Source organism: Anaerosoma tenue (assembly GCF_023161965.1).
In the GTDB taxonomy this organism is placed as follows: domain Bacteria; phylum Actinomycetota; class Coriobacteriia; order Anaerosomatales; family Anaerosomataceae; genus Anaerosoma; species Anaerosoma tenue.
The window spans coordinates 432,235-446,659 of record NZ_JALNTY010000001.1; the positions used below are offsets into that span (position 1 = coordinate 432,235).

22 protein-coding genes are annotated in these 14,425 nt (G+C 66.3%); 2 read left to right on the top strand and 20 right to left on the bottom strand.

Annotated elements, in window-relative coordinates:
• Nucleotides 1-21: 21 nt before the first annotated feature.
• Nucleotides 22-558: a rubredoxin-like domain-containing protein gene (locus MSB02_RS02145; protein ID WP_267193568.1), complete on the top strand. Its 537-nt coding sequence runs from the start codon at nucleotides 22-24 to the stop codon at nucleotides 556-558.
• 182 nt (nucleotides 559-740) lie between these two features.
• Here MSB02_RS02145 and MSB02_RS02150 read toward each other — a convergent pair whose 3' ends face one another.
• From MSB02_RS02150 to MSB02_RS02210, 13 genes are all read right to left on the bottom strand, one after another.
• Nucleotides 741-1,508, bottom strand: coding sequence for an ABC transporter permease (locus MSB02_RS02150; protein WP_267193569.1), 768 nt, complete (start codon nucleotides 1,506-1,508; stop codon nucleotides 741-743).
• Nucleotides 1,508-2,434 (bottom strand): ABC transporter ATP-binding protein, encoded by a 927-nt coding sequence (locus tag MSB02_RS02155; RefSeq protein ID WP_267193570.1) that lies wholly within the window; start codon nucleotides 2,432-2,434, stop codon nucleotides 1,508-1,510. Before MSB02_RS02155 ends, MSB02_RS02150 begins: the two co-directional genes overlap by 1 nt.
• Nucleotides 2,431-2,805, bottom strand: a complete 375-nt coding sequence (locus MSB02_RS02160) for a PLD nuclease N-terminal domain-containing protein (RefSeq protein ID WP_267193571.1) — start codon at nucleotides 2,803-2,805, stop codon at nucleotides 2,431-2,433. The genes MSB02_RS02155 and MSB02_RS02160 overlap by 4 nt, the downstream gene beginning before the upstream one ends.
• A gap of 2 nt (nucleotides 2,806-2,807) precedes the next feature.
• Nucleotides 2,808-3,722, bottom strand: a complete 915-nt coding sequence (locus MSB02_RS02165) for a DUF1648 domain-containing protein (protein ID WP_267193572.1) — start codon at nucleotides 3,720-3,722, stop codon at nucleotides 2,808-2,810.
• Nucleotides 3,715-4,065, bottom strand: coding sequence for a PadR family transcriptional regulator (locus MSB02_RS02170; protein ID WP_267193573.1), 351 nt, complete (start codon nucleotides 4,063-4,065; stop codon nucleotides 3,715-3,717). Before MSB02_RS02170 ends, MSB02_RS02165 begins: the two co-directional genes overlap by 8 nt.
• Nucleotides 4,066-4,317: 252 nt before the next feature.
• On the bottom strand, nucleotides 4,318-4,611 hold the full coding sequence (locus MSB02_RS02175) for a type II toxin-antitoxin system RelE/ParE family toxin (protein ID WP_267193574.1): 294 nt from the start codon (nucleotides 4,609-4,611) through the stop codon (nucleotides 4,318-4,320).
• A complete protein-coding gene (locus tag MSB02_RS02180) occupies nucleotides 4,608-4,883 on the bottom strand; it encodes a type II toxin-antitoxin system Phd/YefM family antitoxin (RefSeq protein ID WP_267193575.1) in 276 nt (91 codons plus the stop codon). The genes MSB02_RS02175 and MSB02_RS02180 overlap by 4 nt, the downstream gene beginning before the upstream one ends.
• A gap of 182 nt (nucleotides 4,884-5,065) precedes the next feature.
• Complete coding sequence (locus MSB02_RS02185) at nucleotides 5,066-5,401, bottom strand: type II toxin-antitoxin system PemK/MazF family toxin (protein ID WP_267193576.1); 336 nt, start codon at nucleotides 5,399-5,401, stop codon at nucleotides 5,066-5,068.
• Nucleotides 5,402-5,650 (bottom strand): AbrB/MazE/SpoVT family DNA-binding domain-containing protein, encoded by a 249-nt coding sequence (locus tag MSB02_RS02190; protein ID WP_267193577.1) that lies wholly within the window; start codon nucleotides 5,648-5,650, stop codon nucleotides 5,402-5,404.
• 102 nt (nucleotides 5,651-5,752) lie between these two features.
• The gene (locus MSB02_RS02195) at nucleotides 5,753-6,064 is read right to left on the bottom strand and encodes a hypothetical protein (protein ID WP_267193578.1); all 312 of its coding nucleotides are present in this window, start codon (nucleotides 6,062-6,064) and stop codon (nucleotides 5,753-5,755) included.
• 102 nt (nucleotides 6,065-6,166) lie between these two features.
• Nucleotides 6,167-6,514, bottom strand: a complete 348-nt coding sequence (locus tag MSB02_RS02200) for a hypothetical protein (RefSeq protein ID WP_267193579.1) — start codon at nucleotides 6,512-6,514, stop codon at nucleotides 6,167-6,169.
• A 185-nt stretch (nucleotides 6,515-6,699) separates the two neighbouring features.
• The gene (locus tag MSB02_RS02205) at nucleotides 6,700-7,602 is read right to left on the bottom strand and encodes an IS3 family transposase (protein ID WP_267193580.1); all 903 of its coding nucleotides are present in this window, start codon (nucleotides 7,600-7,602) and stop codon (nucleotides 6,700-6,702) included.
• Between the two features lie 23 nt (nucleotides 7,603-7,625).
• Nucleotides 7,626-7,943: a transposase gene (locus tag MSB02_RS02210; protein WP_267193581.1), complete on the bottom strand. Its 318-nt coding sequence runs from the start codon at nucleotides 7,941-7,943 to the stop codon at nucleotides 7,626-7,628.
• Nucleotides 7,944-8,012: 69 nt separating this feature from the next.
• Between MSB02_RS02210 and MSB02_RS02215 the strand changes: the two genes are divergently transcribed.
• The gene (locus MSB02_RS02215; RefSeq protein WP_267193582.1) at nucleotides 8,013-8,951 is read left to right on the top strand and encodes an RHS repeat-associated core domain-containing protein; all 939 of its coding nucleotides are present in this window, start codon (nucleotides 8,013-8,015) and stop codon (nucleotides 8,949-8,951) included.
• A 385-nt stretch (nucleotides 8,952-9,336) separates the two neighbouring features.
• Here MSB02_RS02215 and MSB02_RS02220 read toward each other — a convergent pair whose 3' ends face one another.
• The 7 genes from MSB02_RS02220 to pyrF form a co-directional block, all read right to left on the bottom strand.
• Nucleotides 9,337-10,506: a tRNA-queuosine alpha-mannosyltransferase domain-containing protein gene (locus MSB02_RS02220; RefSeq protein WP_267193583.1), complete on the bottom strand. Its 1,170-nt coding sequence runs from the start codon at nucleotides 10,504-10,506 to the stop codon at nucleotides 9,337-9,339.
• Nucleotides 10,503-11,705 carry a tRNA uracil 4-sulfurtransferase ThiI gene (gene thiI, locus MSB02_RS02225; protein ID WP_267193584.1) on the bottom strand — a complete coding sequence of 401 codons (1,203 nt, stop codon included), beginning with the start codon at nucleotides 11,703-11,705 and terminating at the stop codon, nucleotides 10,503-10,505. Before thiI ends, MSB02_RS02220 begins: the two co-directional genes overlap by 4 nt.
• Before the next feature lie 101 nt (nucleotides 11,706-11,806).
• A complete protein-coding gene (gene rpoZ / locus MSB02_RS02230; protein WP_267193585.1) occupies nucleotides 11,807-12,055 on the bottom strand; it encodes a DNA-directed RNA polymerase subunit omega in 249 nt (82 codons plus the stop codon).
• A 1-nt stretch (nucleotide 12,056) separates the two neighbouring features.
• A complete protein-coding gene (gmk, locus tag MSB02_RS02235) occupies nucleotides 12,057-12,632 on the bottom strand; it encodes a guanylate kinase (RefSeq protein WP_267194105.1) in 576 nt (191 codons plus the stop codon).
• A gap of 16 nt (nucleotides 12,633-12,648) precedes the next feature.
• Nucleotides 12,649-12,957, bottom strand: a complete 309-nt coding sequence (gene mihF / locus MSB02_RS02240) for an integration host factor, actinobacterial type (RefSeq protein ID WP_267193586.1) — start codon at nucleotides 12,955-12,957, stop codon at nucleotides 12,649-12,651.
• A gap of 120 nt (nucleotides 12,958-13,077) precedes the next feature.
• Nucleotides 13,078-13,656 (bottom strand): orotate phosphoribosyltransferase, encoded by a 579-nt coding sequence (gene pyrE, locus MSB02_RS02245; protein WP_267193587.1) that lies wholly within the window; start codon nucleotides 13,654-13,656, stop codon nucleotides 13,078-13,080.
• A complete protein-coding gene (gene pyrF / locus MSB02_RS02250) occupies nucleotides 13,653-14,360 on the bottom strand; it encodes an orotidine-5'-phosphate decarboxylase (RefSeq protein WP_267194106.1) in 708 nt (235 codons plus the stop codon). The genes pyrE and pyrF overlap by 4 nt, the downstream gene beginning before the upstream one ends.
• Nucleotides 14,361-14,425: the final 65 nt, after the last annotated feature.

A 14,425-nucleotide genomic window follows, 5' to 3' on the forward strand; every position in this document is an offset into this window, starting at 1 on the left:
CCATCACGAGAGGAGCACGATATGCAGCTCAACATCTACCGGTGCCGCATCTGCGGCGAGGTCTACCTCGGCTACGAATCGCCGGAGAACTGTCCTTTCTGCGGCGCGCACGGGGAGTTCCTCGAGGAGCCCGACAAGTACACGCCCGACATCAACGATGTCCAGCTCACCGAGACCGAGCGCGCCGACCTTGAGACCTCGATCGAGCTTGAGACCAGCAACTGCCGCTTCTACCTCGGCATGGCGCAGCGCAAGGACAACGATCCGCTGCGCGCCACGTACAAGCGTCTGGCCAAGGTCGAGGCCGAGCACTGCGAGGTGTTCTCGGACATCCTCGGCGTTGACGAACCCGAGGACCTCATGGAGCCGGGCGAGACCACGGGGTCGTGGGCGAGCGACATCGAGGAGTCGCTGAAGCGCGAGAACCGGGCGTCAGCGCTCTACAAGTCGTTCGCCGAGCGGGCCACCAACGAGCGTCTCAAGGAGGTATGGAACGCCATCTCCGACGTGGAGACCGACCACATCACGCTCGACGAGCTTGCGAAGACGTACGTGTAGACATATGTGAATTCGCTGAGGGTATCCCTCGGCTCTGTCCTCGGGACACCGAAGTACGTCGGCATCCCTTGGCTCTGTCCTCGGAAAGCCGCCTCGACTGAGGCGGCTTTCCTACGAAAGGATCGCCTCCGGGATGCCGACGTACTTCGCAACACCGCCTGTAGCCACACCCGGTGAACGCCCTACAACTCGCGCTTGCGGAAGACGGCCACCGCCGCGATCGCGAGCAGCACGGTGAGCGCGATCGTGGTACCGATCGGCCAGCCAAGAGCGACCGTCTCGGACATCGCGATCTCGGTGGGCGCGTTCACGAGCGCAGCGGGCGAGTATGAGACCGCAGGCTCCCAGATCGTGGCGATCGACAGCAGCAGGTAGACCACGAGCCCCAATCCTGCGGCGCCTGCTTGCGAGTCCACCGCAGACGAGAGCAGCATCATGAGCGCCACGAAGAACAGCGCCGAGACGAGCCACACGCCCGTGGCGCCTGCCAACGGCGCAAGCGGCGCCTCGCCGAACACCGCCAGCGTGAGTCCCCAGGTGACGGCCGCACCCACGAGCGTGGTGACCGTGAGCAGGATCGTGTGCGAGGCCAGCTTGCCCAGCACGAACGCCGGCCGCGTGAGCGGCTTGGTCAGCGAGAGGATCGCCGTGCCTCCGCGCTTCTCGGCAGAGATGGCGCCCGCGAACATGATGATCAGCGCGAATATCACGATCTGCGAGAGGTTCTTCGTCCACTGAAGATACGCGTCCACGTAGGTGGGATCGGGAAGCTCGATCACGGCCCCGGTGCCCTGCGACTCCATCACTGACGACAGCAGCTGCGGCGTCACCTCGGCAAGCGGCGGCCCGGAGACGGCGAAAAACAACACGATGCCCGGCAGCACCCAGATGCGCCACGTACGCGCGATCTCACGCAACTCCTTGCCGAGGAACACACCGAACCCGCGCATCACCGCTCACCTCCAACCAGGTCCACGAACACCTCTTCGAGCGAGATCTCGCCCGGTTCGAAACGCTTCAGCCCCAACCCTGCCTGCGAGATCGCGGCAGGCAGCGCGCGTTGCGCGGTCTCCACGTCGCTCACCGCGACCGAAAGCCTGCCGTCAGCGAGCATCATCGCCTCGGCCACCCAGGTCTCGGTGAGGAGCCGGTCGAGGAGTGCCGACGCGTCTCCAGCGGTATCGATCACGAAGCGCTGTCCGCCGTAGCGCGACTTGAGGTCGGCCATCGCCTCCGAGGTGACCACGCGCCCCTTGTCGAGGATGGCGACGCGATCGCACACGCGCTCCACGTCGGCGAGGATGTGGGTGGAGAAGAACACGGTGGTCCTCCCCCTGAGCGACGCGATCATGTCGAGCACCTCTTTGCGCCCGATCGGATCGAGCGCCGAGGTGGGTTCATCGAGCATCAGCAGCCGTGGAGCGTTGATGAGCGCCTGCGCAACGCCGAGCCGCTGCTTCATGCCCCGCGAGTAGCCGCCGATACGCGTCTTCACGCCGGTGAGACCAGCGAGGTCGAGGAGCGCGTCCACGCGTCCGTCGAGCACCGACCCCTTCAGCCCGAAGAGGCCGCCCGCGAAGCGCAGGAACTCGGGTGCGGTCATCCACTCGTAGTAGCCCGGGACGTCGGGCAGGAATCCGATCTCCGCCCGAACGGCCGAGGTCGACGTCACCACGTCGTGGCCGAAGACCTCCGCGCTGCCCGAGGTTGGGTGCGCGAGTCCGGAGAGTATGCGGAGCGTGGTGGTCTTGCCCGCGCCGTTGGGGCCGAGGAAACCGAAGACCGATCCTTCCGGCACCGCGAGATCGAAGCCGTCCAGCGCATTCGCCTCGCCATAGGTCTTCACGAGGCCGCTGATGGCGATCGCCTGCGTCATCGCGCATCACCCTCCGCGCCGGCCTGCCCTTCGGGTGCGCTGCCGGCATCCTGGTCGCCGTAGAGCACGTCCATCGCCCGGTCGGCACGCTTGCGCGGCGGCGCCGCTGGCGCTGCAGCCGACGCAGCAAGCGGATCGGCCGCCTTCGCTGGCTTGCGCCCAGCGGCGAGGAACACGATAGCGCCGATCAGGTTCACGAACAGGATGATGACCACCCACGGCCAGCGCTTCTCGAAGACGAGCCGGTCCTCGGGGGTGCGCAACATCACCACCAGGGCATAGATCGCGAGGCCCAGTTGCACAGCCGCAAGCACGATGATCGCGGGGAGCGCCCATCCGGGCAGATCGCTCAGGGGGATGTTGGTCTGCATTGTCAGTCTCCTTCTCCGTCGGACGGAACGGCCTCACGCCACTCGGCATGAAGGCCCGCACGCATCGGCACATACAACATGAAGAACGGCACCGCGAGAACACCCAGCACCACGAGCCACATCCAGTTGCCCGAGGCGGCGCCGTTGGCGTCTAGCACCGTGAGGACCGCGATGCCCAGCACGAGCACCGTTTCCATAGCAAGCGCCGCTGCCGACAGCAACCGCGAGCGGGCCGACGTGCGACGACGCAGGATCATCGAGTACGTAAGCGCCGCCGGTACGACCGCGAACGCCAGCAGGATGCTCAGCACGACGTCGCGCGATCCCCAGTCGTCGGGCGCGCCGGACACACCCCAGTGGGTGGGAACCTCCGCCGGGAGCATCGGCCACGCCACGAGAAGGACGGTTGCGGCGGCAACGGCGAGCAGCGCCGGAACGGCCACCGCCACGGCAAGCGCTACGGGCGGGATGCGCTCGTACGACTCCTCCCCGACATCGTCGGGCCGGATCAGGCCGAGCTTCACGGCGATCGCGCCGAGATTGAACGTCCACCCCAGACCGAACATCCGCGGCATGAAGATGCGGGGGTCCGCCGGGTTCCACACACGGCTGCCGATGCGGTCGACCGACATGCCGCGGAAGTCGTAGGGCATGCCGAGGACGGTGCCCTGCGGCGTGGGCTGACCTGCCGCTTCGGCCTCGTCCGCATCGTCGTGCAGCGCCTCGAGCACACCGGCGGCGTACGTTGCGGGATCGCCCACAGCCTCAAGCGCGGCGGCCTCACCGGCGCGTTCGGCGTCGGCGCGCAGCAGCGACTCCAGCTCGGCGAGCACTTCATCCCGCTGCGAAGCGCTGAGCGGCGCCAGCTGCGCGCGCACCTCGGCGATGTATGCGTCTATGGTGCGGATATCACTCATGCTCTGCGCCTCCGGTGAGCACGTCGTCGATGGCGTCCGCTATGTCGTGCCACGAGCGCGTCATCTCGGCAAGCTCGCGACGCCCCGCCGCGGACAGCCGATAGTACTTGCGCGGCGGCCCTACGGGAGACTCCCGCCACGTGGTGTCCACAACGCCCGCCTTCTTGAGTCGCGAGAGCAACGGATACACGGTGCCGGCGCTCGCCTCCAGGCCGGACCGCTCGGCGAGGCGGTCCACGATCTCCACGCCGTAGAGCTCGCCGCGGTCCAGGAGCGCGAGGATCACCAGCTCGAGCGCGCCCTTGCGGAACTGCGATGCCCTCTCGTCACGCGCCTGCGCCATCGATCCTCCTCCGCCCGCCTGATGTTTGTCGTACCTGCTACCTTGTACCACATACTAGTTTGCGGTGCAAGGTAGCTAACGCACGAGTAGCGCCAGGTGGTTATGGCTGCCCTCTAGGAACAGCATGCCGCAGCATGCGGAACCGGGAGATCAGACACCGCGTCGACGAGCGTGGTCATGGTCGACGATATCCGCGACACGGACCACCCCTACCCCCTCATATGCCATCTGATCCAACACGTGAGGTGACCGCTAAGCTGGCTCATCTGGGATCTGCGCGTCGTGCCACACGCCAACGACCCAGACCGCGTCCCCCTGAAGCCTGTAGAAGAAGCGGTACTTGCCGACGAGCACCTCACGGAACCCGAGGTCGGGAAACTCAGGGATCACTCGACCAGACTCCGGGAAGCGAATGAGGTTCCTGAGCGCCTCCATGGAACGATTGCGAAACGCGCGTGCGGCCATCGGACGCTCAGCGTGCATGTACTCGACGGCAGCAAGAAACTGACTGCGCGCCCGTGGCGTGAAGCCGATCCTGCGCGTCACGGCCGCTCCAGCAACGCATCCGCCTCAGCCATGATGGCGTCGATGTCGTAGCCGATCCCAGCCTGGATCTCGACCTCTCCCTGCACGAGGATGCGCAGGATCTCGAGCTCACGCTGCGTCCGTTCGTAGGTACCAGCGCTCATGAGGACCGCTGAGGCACGACCATGCTGGGTTATGAAGACTGGATCGCCTGTGACCGACGCCTCCCGCACGATCGAAGACGCATCCTGTCGGAGTTCGCTGATAGGAACGATGTTGGGCATTGCACTCATTTTCGGTACCTCCTCTGGTAGTACCTACACTACCACAGGAGACTCCAATTCAGTACATACAGCATACCGCGCCTCAGATGCGCAATCACCCATGAGTAGTACTTGCCGATAGTCGCCGCGAGCGCGCCGGGTCACCGGAAGGGCATGGACGATCGCAGTGCCTCCCGCGTGCCGCTGGTGGCTCAGTAGATGCACGCGTCGAGTATCGACAGCGCCTCGTCGACAACGGACGCAGGCGCATTCGTGATCAACTTCGCTCCCCGAGAACGGAAGTCGATGGACTTCACCTGTTCCACCATGACCACGCCGCTCACACGCAGGCCCTCGGGGATCGTGACATGGAAGGGATAGTGCCGTTGTGTGTTGGTGACCGGACAGACGATGCACATGCCCGTGTGCCTGTTGAAGAGCTCGTTGCTGAGCACAAGAGCAGGCCGCCGAGCACGCTGCTCGTGGCCGGCCTGCGGGTCGAACGTGAGAGCGACGAAGTCGCCCTTCCTGGGAATGTAGGCTGCCATCTACCAGACCTCACGCCCTGCCGGAGGGCCCCAATCGAACTCACCGGGCTTGTAGTCGGCCGGAATCTCCCGAACCAGCTCTTCCAGATCGAGCCGGCCCCTGACGCGGCGGACAGGCGTGACGACGAGACTCCCGTCACGCTCGGAGACGTCAACGGTATCCCCTACCTCGATATCGACATCAGCAAGCAGGTCCTTGCTCAACCGCAGACCCTGGCTGTTGCCCCACTTCTGGATCTTCGTGATCATCACAAGCACCCCCTATGGCTAGCCGAAGTATATCCATGAGAGCAGTGCCAACGCAAGACCAACGACACTCCCCCCTGCGCAGGGCACGAGTGGCCGAGTGGCCTACCGTCCGCCACCAACGCCATCACGCTTCGGTGCCGCAGAACCGCTGCCGAGACCGCCGACCGCAACCAGCACAACGGGGATGGTGCCGACGCCAAGGAGCAGGGCCGACCACAGCGGCGCGCCAACGAGCCAGAGGAAGAGCGCTACCGAGCAGGCAACACATCCGCCCGCGACCCACACCGCCCGGCGGAGCGATAGCCGCAAACGCATCGCAACCACCGTCACGATGGCGATGACAGCGACGATCCCGGCCAGGTATGCCGCAGTGAACCACGCCCAGCCCTCAACCGCGATACGCGGTTCCCACATCCCGGACCCTCCTATCATCGAGCACCGGTACCTCGACCCACTCCCGAACGCCTGTGTGACGTTCTAGTGTCGGAATGTCCACGAGACCGGGCTGACTTCATATCATCTCCCAGCGCGGCGCTTGACCCTCCTCACCGTCCGCCAGTAGAAGAACCACGCAGTCCACACGCCGCCCAGGACGGATGCGATCAACACAGTAGCTAGCGCCAACCCATGCTGTTGCGACCACCCGAGCTCACAGGCAGACTGCGCAACCACGAGAGCGAAGAAGGCGCCCAGGACAAGGGACAAGCCGATTCCAGATCCGAGACTCCATCTGCGTATTGCCCTGATTGTATCCGTTACCTCAGCATGCTCTGCGATACCGAGTACACGCTTGTAGCCAAGAATGCCCGTTACTGCCAGGAGCAGACCACCGAGGACTGCCACGGCTTGAGTCAGAATCCACATGCAAGACTCCTTAGTCTCCCGGTAAGAGCTGGTGCGCCTCACGTGGTTGTGCCCAGGGAATCAGCTCGTATCCACCTGCGTAGGCCACGGTTGACACAGTACTGAGAGCTGGCGCGGCAGCGAGTGCTGTGAAGATCACATTCCCTAGGGTCGTTTCCCCCTCAGTCCACTGCGGGTGTACCGCGTCAAGATTCTTGGACACTTCGGGCCCGAAATAGGTGTGATGCCGCGTGCACTTCGATGGGCCTGAGGTTCCCGATCGTCTCGTGTGGGCGAACGTCGTTGTACAGCTCGAGGAAGATCGCGACCTCGTCCATGAGCTCGGCCACATCGTCGATCTCGAGCCGGTAGAGGTGCTCGTACTTGAGCGTGCGGTTGAACCGCTCGACCACGCCGTTCTGGCCCGGGGAGTAATGGCGCGTGCGGATATGCTGCAGCCAAGGACGGGCGGCCATGAAGCGCATGAAGGCCGTGGACTTGAACGCGCTGCCGTTGTCCGTCACCACCTTGAGAGGTGTGATCTCCCCCGTGTCAGGATCGGTGCACGCCTCAGCGAGGCTCAGCCCGGCGATGAGCTCGGCTTCTGCGATGGCAGCCTCCAGCGCCGCGATCGCATCGCGCTGCGTCGCCGTGCCGGTCACCGGCGCCGCGAGCGCGTACTTGCTCACGTAGTCGACGACCGGGCAGATCCGCCACGTGCCTCCCTGCCGGGTCTCGAACTCGGTGAAGTCCATCTGCCAGACCTGGTTCGGCCGCGTCGGGGCCTCCATGAACGCCGCCTTGCGCGCGGTCGCGAGCTCACGCCGCTCTTTGAGGTGCCGTTCGGGGAGCACAAGGTCGAGCCGCCTCATCGCACGCAGTACACTCGATGCGGACACATCGACCCCGTCGGCGCGCATCATCGCGCAGATCTTCCGGTGGCCCCATGCTGACCACTTGTGCGCATACTCGCCTGCGACCGCCTCGACCTCGTCGACGACCGGCGCAGGCCAGCGTCTCGCCGGCGTGCCCGACAGGTCACACGCCCGCCAGTAGTACCACGTCGAGTGCGGGATCCCGAGGCGGACGAGCAGCCTCGAGACCGGCACTCCGGCCTCCGCGCGGATGGCCTCTATCGCTTCGTACGGGGGTAGAGAGCCCCCCCTTTACGCCACACGCGGAGCTCCACGTAGGCCTCACCGAGGGCGGTGGTGAGCTCGTCGACCTGCATCTCGAGCTCCTCCTCGCGTTTGGAGGAGGGCGGCCGGGCGTTCTCTCCGCGGGTGAGCGCCTCGATGCCTCCTTGCAGAAACTGCTTCTGCCACTTGGCGATCGTCGTCTGGCTCATCTGCAGGCGTCTGGCGATGTCGGACTGGGTGGTCTCTCCGCGGAGCACCGACAGCACGATTTGCATCTTGTCCTCAGGGCTGTAGATCGGCTTCCGTCCCACTATTGGCTCCTCTCAGGCACCGCTTCAGGTATGAATAATCGGTGTCCAAGAAAGCTTGACGCAAGACAGGTGACCTACGCGTATCACACCGACGCGCTCGGGAGCGTGGTCGCGATCACCTCGCCTTCAGGCGCCGTCGTCGCCACCTACGCCTACGACCCCTACGGGGGCGTGACGCAGGTGGGCGGGAGCGACGCGGCGCTCGCCGAGCGCAACCCCCTGCGCTACCGCGCCTACTACCACGACACCACCACTGGGCACTACTACCTGCCCGCCCGCTACTACGACCCGGACACCATGCGCTTCTTATCACCCGACCCGGCTCCCCCGAGCGCCGGAGACCCGCTTACGCTCAACCGCTACGCGTGCTGCGTGGGGGACCCGGTGGATATGAGCGACCCGAGCGGGGCGGTGATCGATGTGGATGGGGATGGCACGCTGGACGTAGAGGACACGTGGAGCCAAAGCTACCTGCGTACATCTCCGTCAGCGAGCAGGAGAAACCAGCATATCAAGGCAGCACGTCGAGCCGGGATGGTCAGTGCTGTCGGCGACTCTAGTGCTCGCAGGATGAGTGCGCGAGGTGTCTCCCAGATGGCGATTTGGGAGTATCGCGCGGCGATTGCGAACACACCTGCCGATCATGTATGGCGAGACGAGACCATGTTCGTCCATACGCGAGCCAACATAGGTGTGTGGTCGTTCGGATGGACCGTCCGGGAGACTGCGCGCAACTGGATGACATACACCTCGGCTGACTCCTTGTCTTTCACGTATGATCCGATATCTTGGCCTGATCTTGGCGTCACACAGTCCAGATCCACACGACCCCCGACGCTCGGCGTATCAGTTGAGGGTCCCAGCGCGACTCTTCTCTCCGGGTGGCCCGCTCCCGAAGGCGGGAGTCTGGGAGGTACACCGAGCACATCTCTCTGCGGTGTGACCTACTGCATGTACGCCAACACGTCTCCACTCTATGGTGCAGATGGGGTGCCCAGCAACCGATGAATCTACCGCTACAGATCACTCTGATAGCCATCCTGGCATGGCTTCTGGCCCCACTTGAAGCATGGGTGCTGTTGAACTCTGTGGTCTCTCTCCTCATAGGCCAACAATCCGACGATCCTGAAGAGCGATCACGGCGCCTGAAGGCAATGACTCTCACCCTAAGGCGCACCGCGGTTCTTGCCTGGATCGGGTTCCTTGTTCTCTGGTTGCTGAGCCCAAGGCAGTAGACGAGAATGCCTGACTCTGCGATCCCGCTCTTTGCGCTTCCGCAAAGCTGGCCTTGCACATTGTCGCTTGCGCCTCCGCTCGGGGTGCGACGACTTCGTGCTGCCACCCAATGGCCTCGCAGTGCTCACGACCCGCGGACCCACCCAAGCAAACTCCCCTACCGCTTCGCCACCCGCCGGAAGACCTCGGTGTACCGCGGGACAAGCCGCTCGAACGTGTACGGCTCGGCGATCGCCCTGGCCGTGCCGGGAGCGGGGCGCTCGGCGATCAGGCTCCGCAACCTGGCCACAAGCTGCTCCTGCGTCCCGTACCGCATGTCCGCCGGATAGAGCTCCGGATACGCCAGCCGGTCCGGTACGAGCGGTGCACACCCGGCATAGGCCGCCTCGAGCATCGCCAGGCCAAAGAACTCGTTGCGCGCAGTGGAGACGGCGATGTCTGCGCTGGCGAGCAAGCGCGCGTACTCGGCACGCGATCCGGGCTCCCCCACGTGCACCAGGCGATCACCGAGCGATGAGGCCGCCTCCACCACGAGCGCCTCGGTCTCCCGGAACGACTGGCCCGCGATCGCCACCTCGAACTCCAGACCCTCGGCCGCAAGCGCACCCACCGCCGCGAAGAACGCCTCCGGGTCCTTGTCGTGCTCCCAGCGGTGCGGCCACACGATGCGCGGACGCGGGCCTCGGGTGACTGGCGCACCATCGAACGGCGCCGGGTCGAACGGCGGCGGCACCACCTCCGAGCGCGCGGCGATGCGCTCGGCCACGCCCTGCGGCCGGTGGTCGGGGAACTCGCGCAGGAAGCCGGGGATCTCGGCGAGGAAACCGTCGAGGTTGTAGCGGGTGTTGAAGAGGCAGCGTTCAGCGGTAAGAGCGCTCGTGATGTTGGTGAGCGCGAACTGGTAGTCCCACTCGGCGGTGTGGCGGTTGGGGTACAGCAGTTGGTTCTCGTGGAAGTACACAATGCGCGGCACATCCGCCACCGCCTCGCCCGCGAGCGCCACGAACTCCGCCAGGTTCACGAAGGTGGATGCGTAGATGACGTCCCAGGCGCGATCGGGATGCAGGCGCCCTGCCTCTCCGCCCGGGTGCGCCTCGCGCCACGCTGCAGCGAGCGCGCGGGCTTCCTCGGCCATGGTGATCGCCGAGCCTCGCATGCGCCACTTCCACTTCCGTGGCGGCAGGGTGAGTACATCGAACGCGAAGCCGAGGGGCTCCATGCGCCCGATCAGGCCGTCGAGCACTGCGCGATGCGAGCCGCCGTAGTAGGGCTCGAGCGCCAGCACGCGGATGGGGGCGTCTGTGGAGCGCGCTGCGGGGTCGCTCATCCTCGGCCCCTCCCTCGCCTGCCGGCGGTGGGGAAGCTCTCGGAGGTGGCGCCGTAAAGCGCCTCGGCCACCAGACCGTCGACGTCGAGACCAGCCTCGGCCTCCTCCAGCTCCTTGGCGCGCGCATGAGTCTCCGGGCGCCGCGGCATGAAGAGCGTGCAGCAGTCGTCGTCGCATGCGATCGAGAGGTCGTACGTGCCGATGGCGCGCGCCTCGGCCACGATCTCCTGCTTGTCCGAGCCGATGAGCGGCCGCAACACAGGCAGGGTGGCCACGGCGTCGATGGCCCCGATGTTGTCGAGCGTCTGCGACGCCACCTGACCCAGGCTCTCCCCCGTCACGAGCGCCTTGGCGCGCTCGGCCTCGGCGATCCGCTCGGCGACCCTCACCATGAACCTGCGGTAGAGGAGCACCCTGAGGTCGTCGGGGGCGTCGAGCGCGATGCGCCGCTGCACCTCGCCGAACGGCACCGTGTACAGGCGCTCCATCCCGCCGCCGCGTGCGAGCACGCGTGCGATCTCGGCAGCGTAGTGCTCTGAGCGCCCGGTAGTCTGCGGACGGCCCGAGAAGTGCACACCCACCACGAACGCCCCGCGCCGCATGATGCGCCACGCGGCCACGGGCGAGTCGATGCCCGAGGACAGGAGCGCCACCACGCCTCCCGAGGTGCCCACCGGCAGTCCCCCGATGCCCTCGCAGCGCTGCGTCCACACATACGCCGCCGACTGCACCACCGCAATCCACACCGTGATGTCGGGCGAGTCCAGGTCTACCGTGAGCCCCGTCTGCATGCGCACGATCTCGCCCACGCGACGGTTCATCTCCATGCTGGTCTCGTCGTGGTCGGTGGCCGACCGCCGGGCGTCGATCGCGAACGTGCCGGCCGAGCCGCCCAGCCGGGCGACGGCCCCGTGTGCCTCAGCGAGCGCGGCCTCGGCTATCGCCTCGGGTGTGCGCTCGACCTCCCGGCCGTACGCCACGTACGCCACGCCCGGCGTGCCGGCGATGGTGTCGAGCACGGATGAGGGATCTGTGTCACGCGGGATATGCACGGCAACGCGGCTCGCCACGCGGGCCACCTCAACGCCAGGGACGCCCCGCAGCGCCCAGCGCAGGTTCGATTCGAGCCTGCGTTCGAACTGCCCCCTGTTGCGGCCCTTGAGGCCGATCTCGTGGTAGTGCACCAAGGCCGTCCGCACCCGCGCTCACGCCCCCTTTGCCGCACTCGTACCTGAACAAGAAGATGCCCCGACACCGCCTGCGCGGCACCGGGGCATCGGCACTGCTTGCTGGTGCGCCGCTACTTGTAGCTCTCCGTGACGCGCTCGTAGCTCACGTCGCCGTTGGCGATCTCGTCGAGCGCGAGCGTGAGCGGCTTGGTGCTCGTGATCTGCGCGATCTGCGGCGCCTGCATGGTGAGCAGAGCCTGGTCGCGCACGCCATGGATCATGTCGTTGATCTGCCGCGCGCGCTTGGCGGCCACGATGCAGAGCGTGTACTTGGAATCGACCTTCTCGAGCAACTGGTCGATCTCGGGCTTGATGACCATATCAGCGACATCCTTCATAGGGTCGGTGGGATTCGACGATGCCGGCCAACCGTTCCGTGGCCATGACAACATCATCGTTTTCTACCACATGATCGTATGTCCCCACAAGGCGGAGTTCCCTCTCGGCGGTCTCCAGACGGGTCCTGACCTGCTCGTCCGTCTCGGCGCCACGATGCCTGATCCGCCGCTCGAGTTCGCCGAGCGAAGGCGCGGTGATGAACACCAGCACCGACTCGGGCATCTGCTCCTTCACCTGGAACGCTCCCTGCGGGTCGATCTCGAGGATGACGTCCACCCCTTCGGCCAGGCGCTCCTCCACGGTGGACCGCAGCGTGCCGTAACGGTTGCCGTGGACCTCGGCCCACTCGAGGAACTCCCCCGCCTCCACCCGGCGCTCGAACTCCCCGGGCGTGAGGAACACGTAGTCCACGCCGTCCACCTCGCCAGGGCGCGGCAAGCGCGTGGTGGCCGAGACGGACACCCACAGACGCGGAACCCTGGCCACCAGACGGTCGACCAGAGTTCCTTTGCCGGCCCCCGAGGGGCCCGAGATGATGAACAGCGAGCCCGGCTGCATCAACAGCGGTACCGGGCTAGCCGAGACGCTTCATGAGCTGCTCGCGCTGCCGCGCGCCAAGACCCTGCACACGGCGGCTCTCGGAGATCTCGAGCTCACCCATGATCTTGGCGGCCTTGGCCTTGCCGAAACCGGGCAGGCTCTCGAGCAACGTGGACACCTTCATGCGGGCAACGATGGGGTCGTCCGACTTGGCCATCACATCGGCGAACGACATCGAGCCGCTCTTGATCTTCTGGCGGAGCTCCGCGCGCGCCTGGCGGGCCTGGGCAGCCTTTTCCAGAGCCTTCTTGCGGTCGGCCTCGGACAGGTTCGGTAGAGCCATGGTCCCTCCTTGCGGTTCGGTGCGGTTCCCCACAACGTATCACGTGTCCCACGGCCGACGACACTCACGACCGCAGCGTGCTTGATGTTACCCCTGACCTGCGGCGATGCCAAGTGGAAACTAGCCGAGCCTCCGGCTGCCGGGCGAGTCGATGGGCGTTCCGGCGGCGCACTGGGCGCATCCGGCCGGCTCCACAGACTCGACTTCGAGTCGAAGGAGAGGCAGATACCGCTCGCCGAACGCCTTCTCCCCACCACGGTCGATGATCGAGGTCACGGCCGCCACTTCGCCGCCGGCCGCCTTCACGAGGGCGACCACCTCGGCCACGCTGCCACCCGTGGTGACCACGTCTTCAACCACCAGCACGCGCTGTCCGGGCTCGATGGAGAAGCTGCGACGGAACACCATCTCCCCGTTCTGCCGCTCGCTGAAGATGAACTTGACCCCCAGGGCCTGCGCCACAGCGAACCCGATGATGATCCCGCCCACCGCCGGGGCCGCCACCACATCGATCCGCTCGTCGGCCATCTTGGCGGCCATCGCCCCGGCGAGCCGGGTGGTGAGCGCGGGATCCTCGAGCACCCGCGCGCACTGCACGTACGTATCGGAGTGCCGTCCGCTCGTGAGCTGGAAGTGGCCGTGCAGGATGGCCCCAGCGTCCTTCAGGGCTTCGAGCACGCCCTCCTCGGTGATCGTCATGCGCTCATCTCCTTCACGATGGCCTTCGCGGCCGCCGCGGGATCGGCGGCGCCCGTGATCGGCCTGCCGATCACGAGGTGCGACGCGCCGGCGCCGATCGCCTCGGCCGGTGTGGCCGTACGCGCCTGGTCGCCTGCGTCCTCCCCTGCCGGGCGTACGCCGGGTGTGACGATGAGCGCTTCGGCGCCGAGCATCTCGCGCATCCCGGCCGCCTCCCGGGGCGAGCACACCACGCCGTCGCACCCTGCGTCGCGTGCGATGGTGGCAAGCAGGCCCACCCGCTCGGCCGCGGGCATCGCGATGCCGAGCGAGGCGAGGGCCGCGTCGTCGAGGCTCGTGAGCACGGTGACCGCCACCACTTTGGGGCGCGGCACGCCGAACTTCACGGCCGACGCGGTGACGCTGGCCACCGCGGCCTCGAGCATCGCGGTGCCGCCCGAGGCGTGCACGGTGAACATATCCGCCCCGGCGCGGGTGAGCGTGCGGCACGCGCCCTCCACCTGGTGCGGGATGTCGTGGAGTTTGAGGTCTACGAACACCTTGAAGCCCAGTGCGCGCAGGTCGCGCACGATCGAGGGTCCCTCGGCGTAGTAGAGGGTCATCCCCACCTTCACCCATCCCACCGTGCTCACGAGCGAACGCGCTATCTCGAGAGCACGCGCCGCGTCGGGCTGGTCGAGAGCCACGATCACGCGATCACGCATCGCGCCCGCGCCGGACCCATCGCTGTCTCCTCGCGACCCCGTCCTCGTGCGCGGCGAGCCTACGA

Coding starts and splice junctions, on each gene's coding strand:
- MSB02_RS02200 (WP_267193579.1), bottom strand. CDS start 6,514: ATGTGGATTCTGACTCAAGCCGTGGCAGTCCTCGGTGGTCTGCTCCTG.
- rpoZ (WP_267193585.1), bottom strand. CDS start 12,055: ATGGTCATCAAGCCCGAGATCGACCAGTTGCTCGAGAAGGTCGATTCC.
- MSB02_RS02190 (WP_267193577.1), bottom strand. CDS start 5,650: ATGATCACGAAGATCCAGAAGTGGGGCAACAGCCAGGGTCTGCGGTTG.
- gmk (WP_267194105.1), bottom strand. CDS start 12,632: ATGCAGCCGGGCTCGCTGTTCATCATCTCGGGCCCCTCGGGGGCCGGC.
- MSB02_RS02170 (WP_267193573.1), bottom strand. CDS start 4,065: ATGGCGCAGGCGCGTGACGAGAGGGCATCGCAGTTCCGCAAGGGCGCG.
- MSB02_RS02145 (WP_267193568.1), top strand. CDS start 22: ATGCAGCTCAACATCTACCGGTGCCGCATCTGCGGCGAGGTCTACCTC.
- pyrF (WP_267194106.1), bottom strand. CDS start 14,360: ATGCGTGATCGCGTGATCGTGGCTCTCGACCAGCCCGACGCGGCGCGT.
- MSB02_RS02155 (WP_267193570.1), bottom strand. CDS start 2,434: ATGACGCAGGCGATCGCCATCAGCGGCCTCGTGAAGACCTATGGCGAG.
- MSB02_RS02160 (WP_267193571.1), bottom strand. CDS start 2,805: ATGCAGACCAACATCCCCCTGAGCGATCTGCCCGGATGGGCGCTCCCC.
- MSB02_RS02180 (WP_267193575.1), bottom strand. CDS start 4,883: ATGAGTGCAATGCCCAACATCGTTCCTATCAGCGAACTCCGACAGGAT.
- mihF (WP_267193586.1), bottom strand. CDS start 12,957: ATGGCTCTACCGAACCTGTCCGAGGCCGACCGCAAGAAGGCTCTGGAA.
- MSB02_RS02195 (WP_267193578.1), bottom strand. CDS start 6,064: ATGTGGGAACCGCGTATCGCGGTTGAGGGCTGGGCGTGGTTCACTGCG.
- MSB02_RS02220 (WP_267193583.1), bottom strand. CDS start 10,506: ATGAGCGACCCCGCAGCGCGCTCCACAGACGCCCCCATCCGCGTGCTG.
- MSB02_RS02165 (WP_267193572.1), bottom strand. CDS start 3,722: ATGAGTGATATCCGCACCATAGACGCATACATCGCCGAGGTGCGCGCG.
- MSB02_RS02185 (WP_267193576.1), bottom strand. CDS start 5,401: ATGGCAGCCTACATTCCCAGGAAGGGCGACTTCGTCGCTCTCACGTTC.
- MSB02_RS02150 (WP_267193569.1), bottom strand. CDS start 1,508: ATGCGCGGGTTCGGTGTGTTCCTCGGCAAGGAGTTGCGTGAGATCGCG.
- pyrE (WP_267193587.1), bottom strand. CDS start 13,656: ATGACGATCACCGAGGAGGGCGTGCTCGAAGCCCTGAAGGACGCTGGG.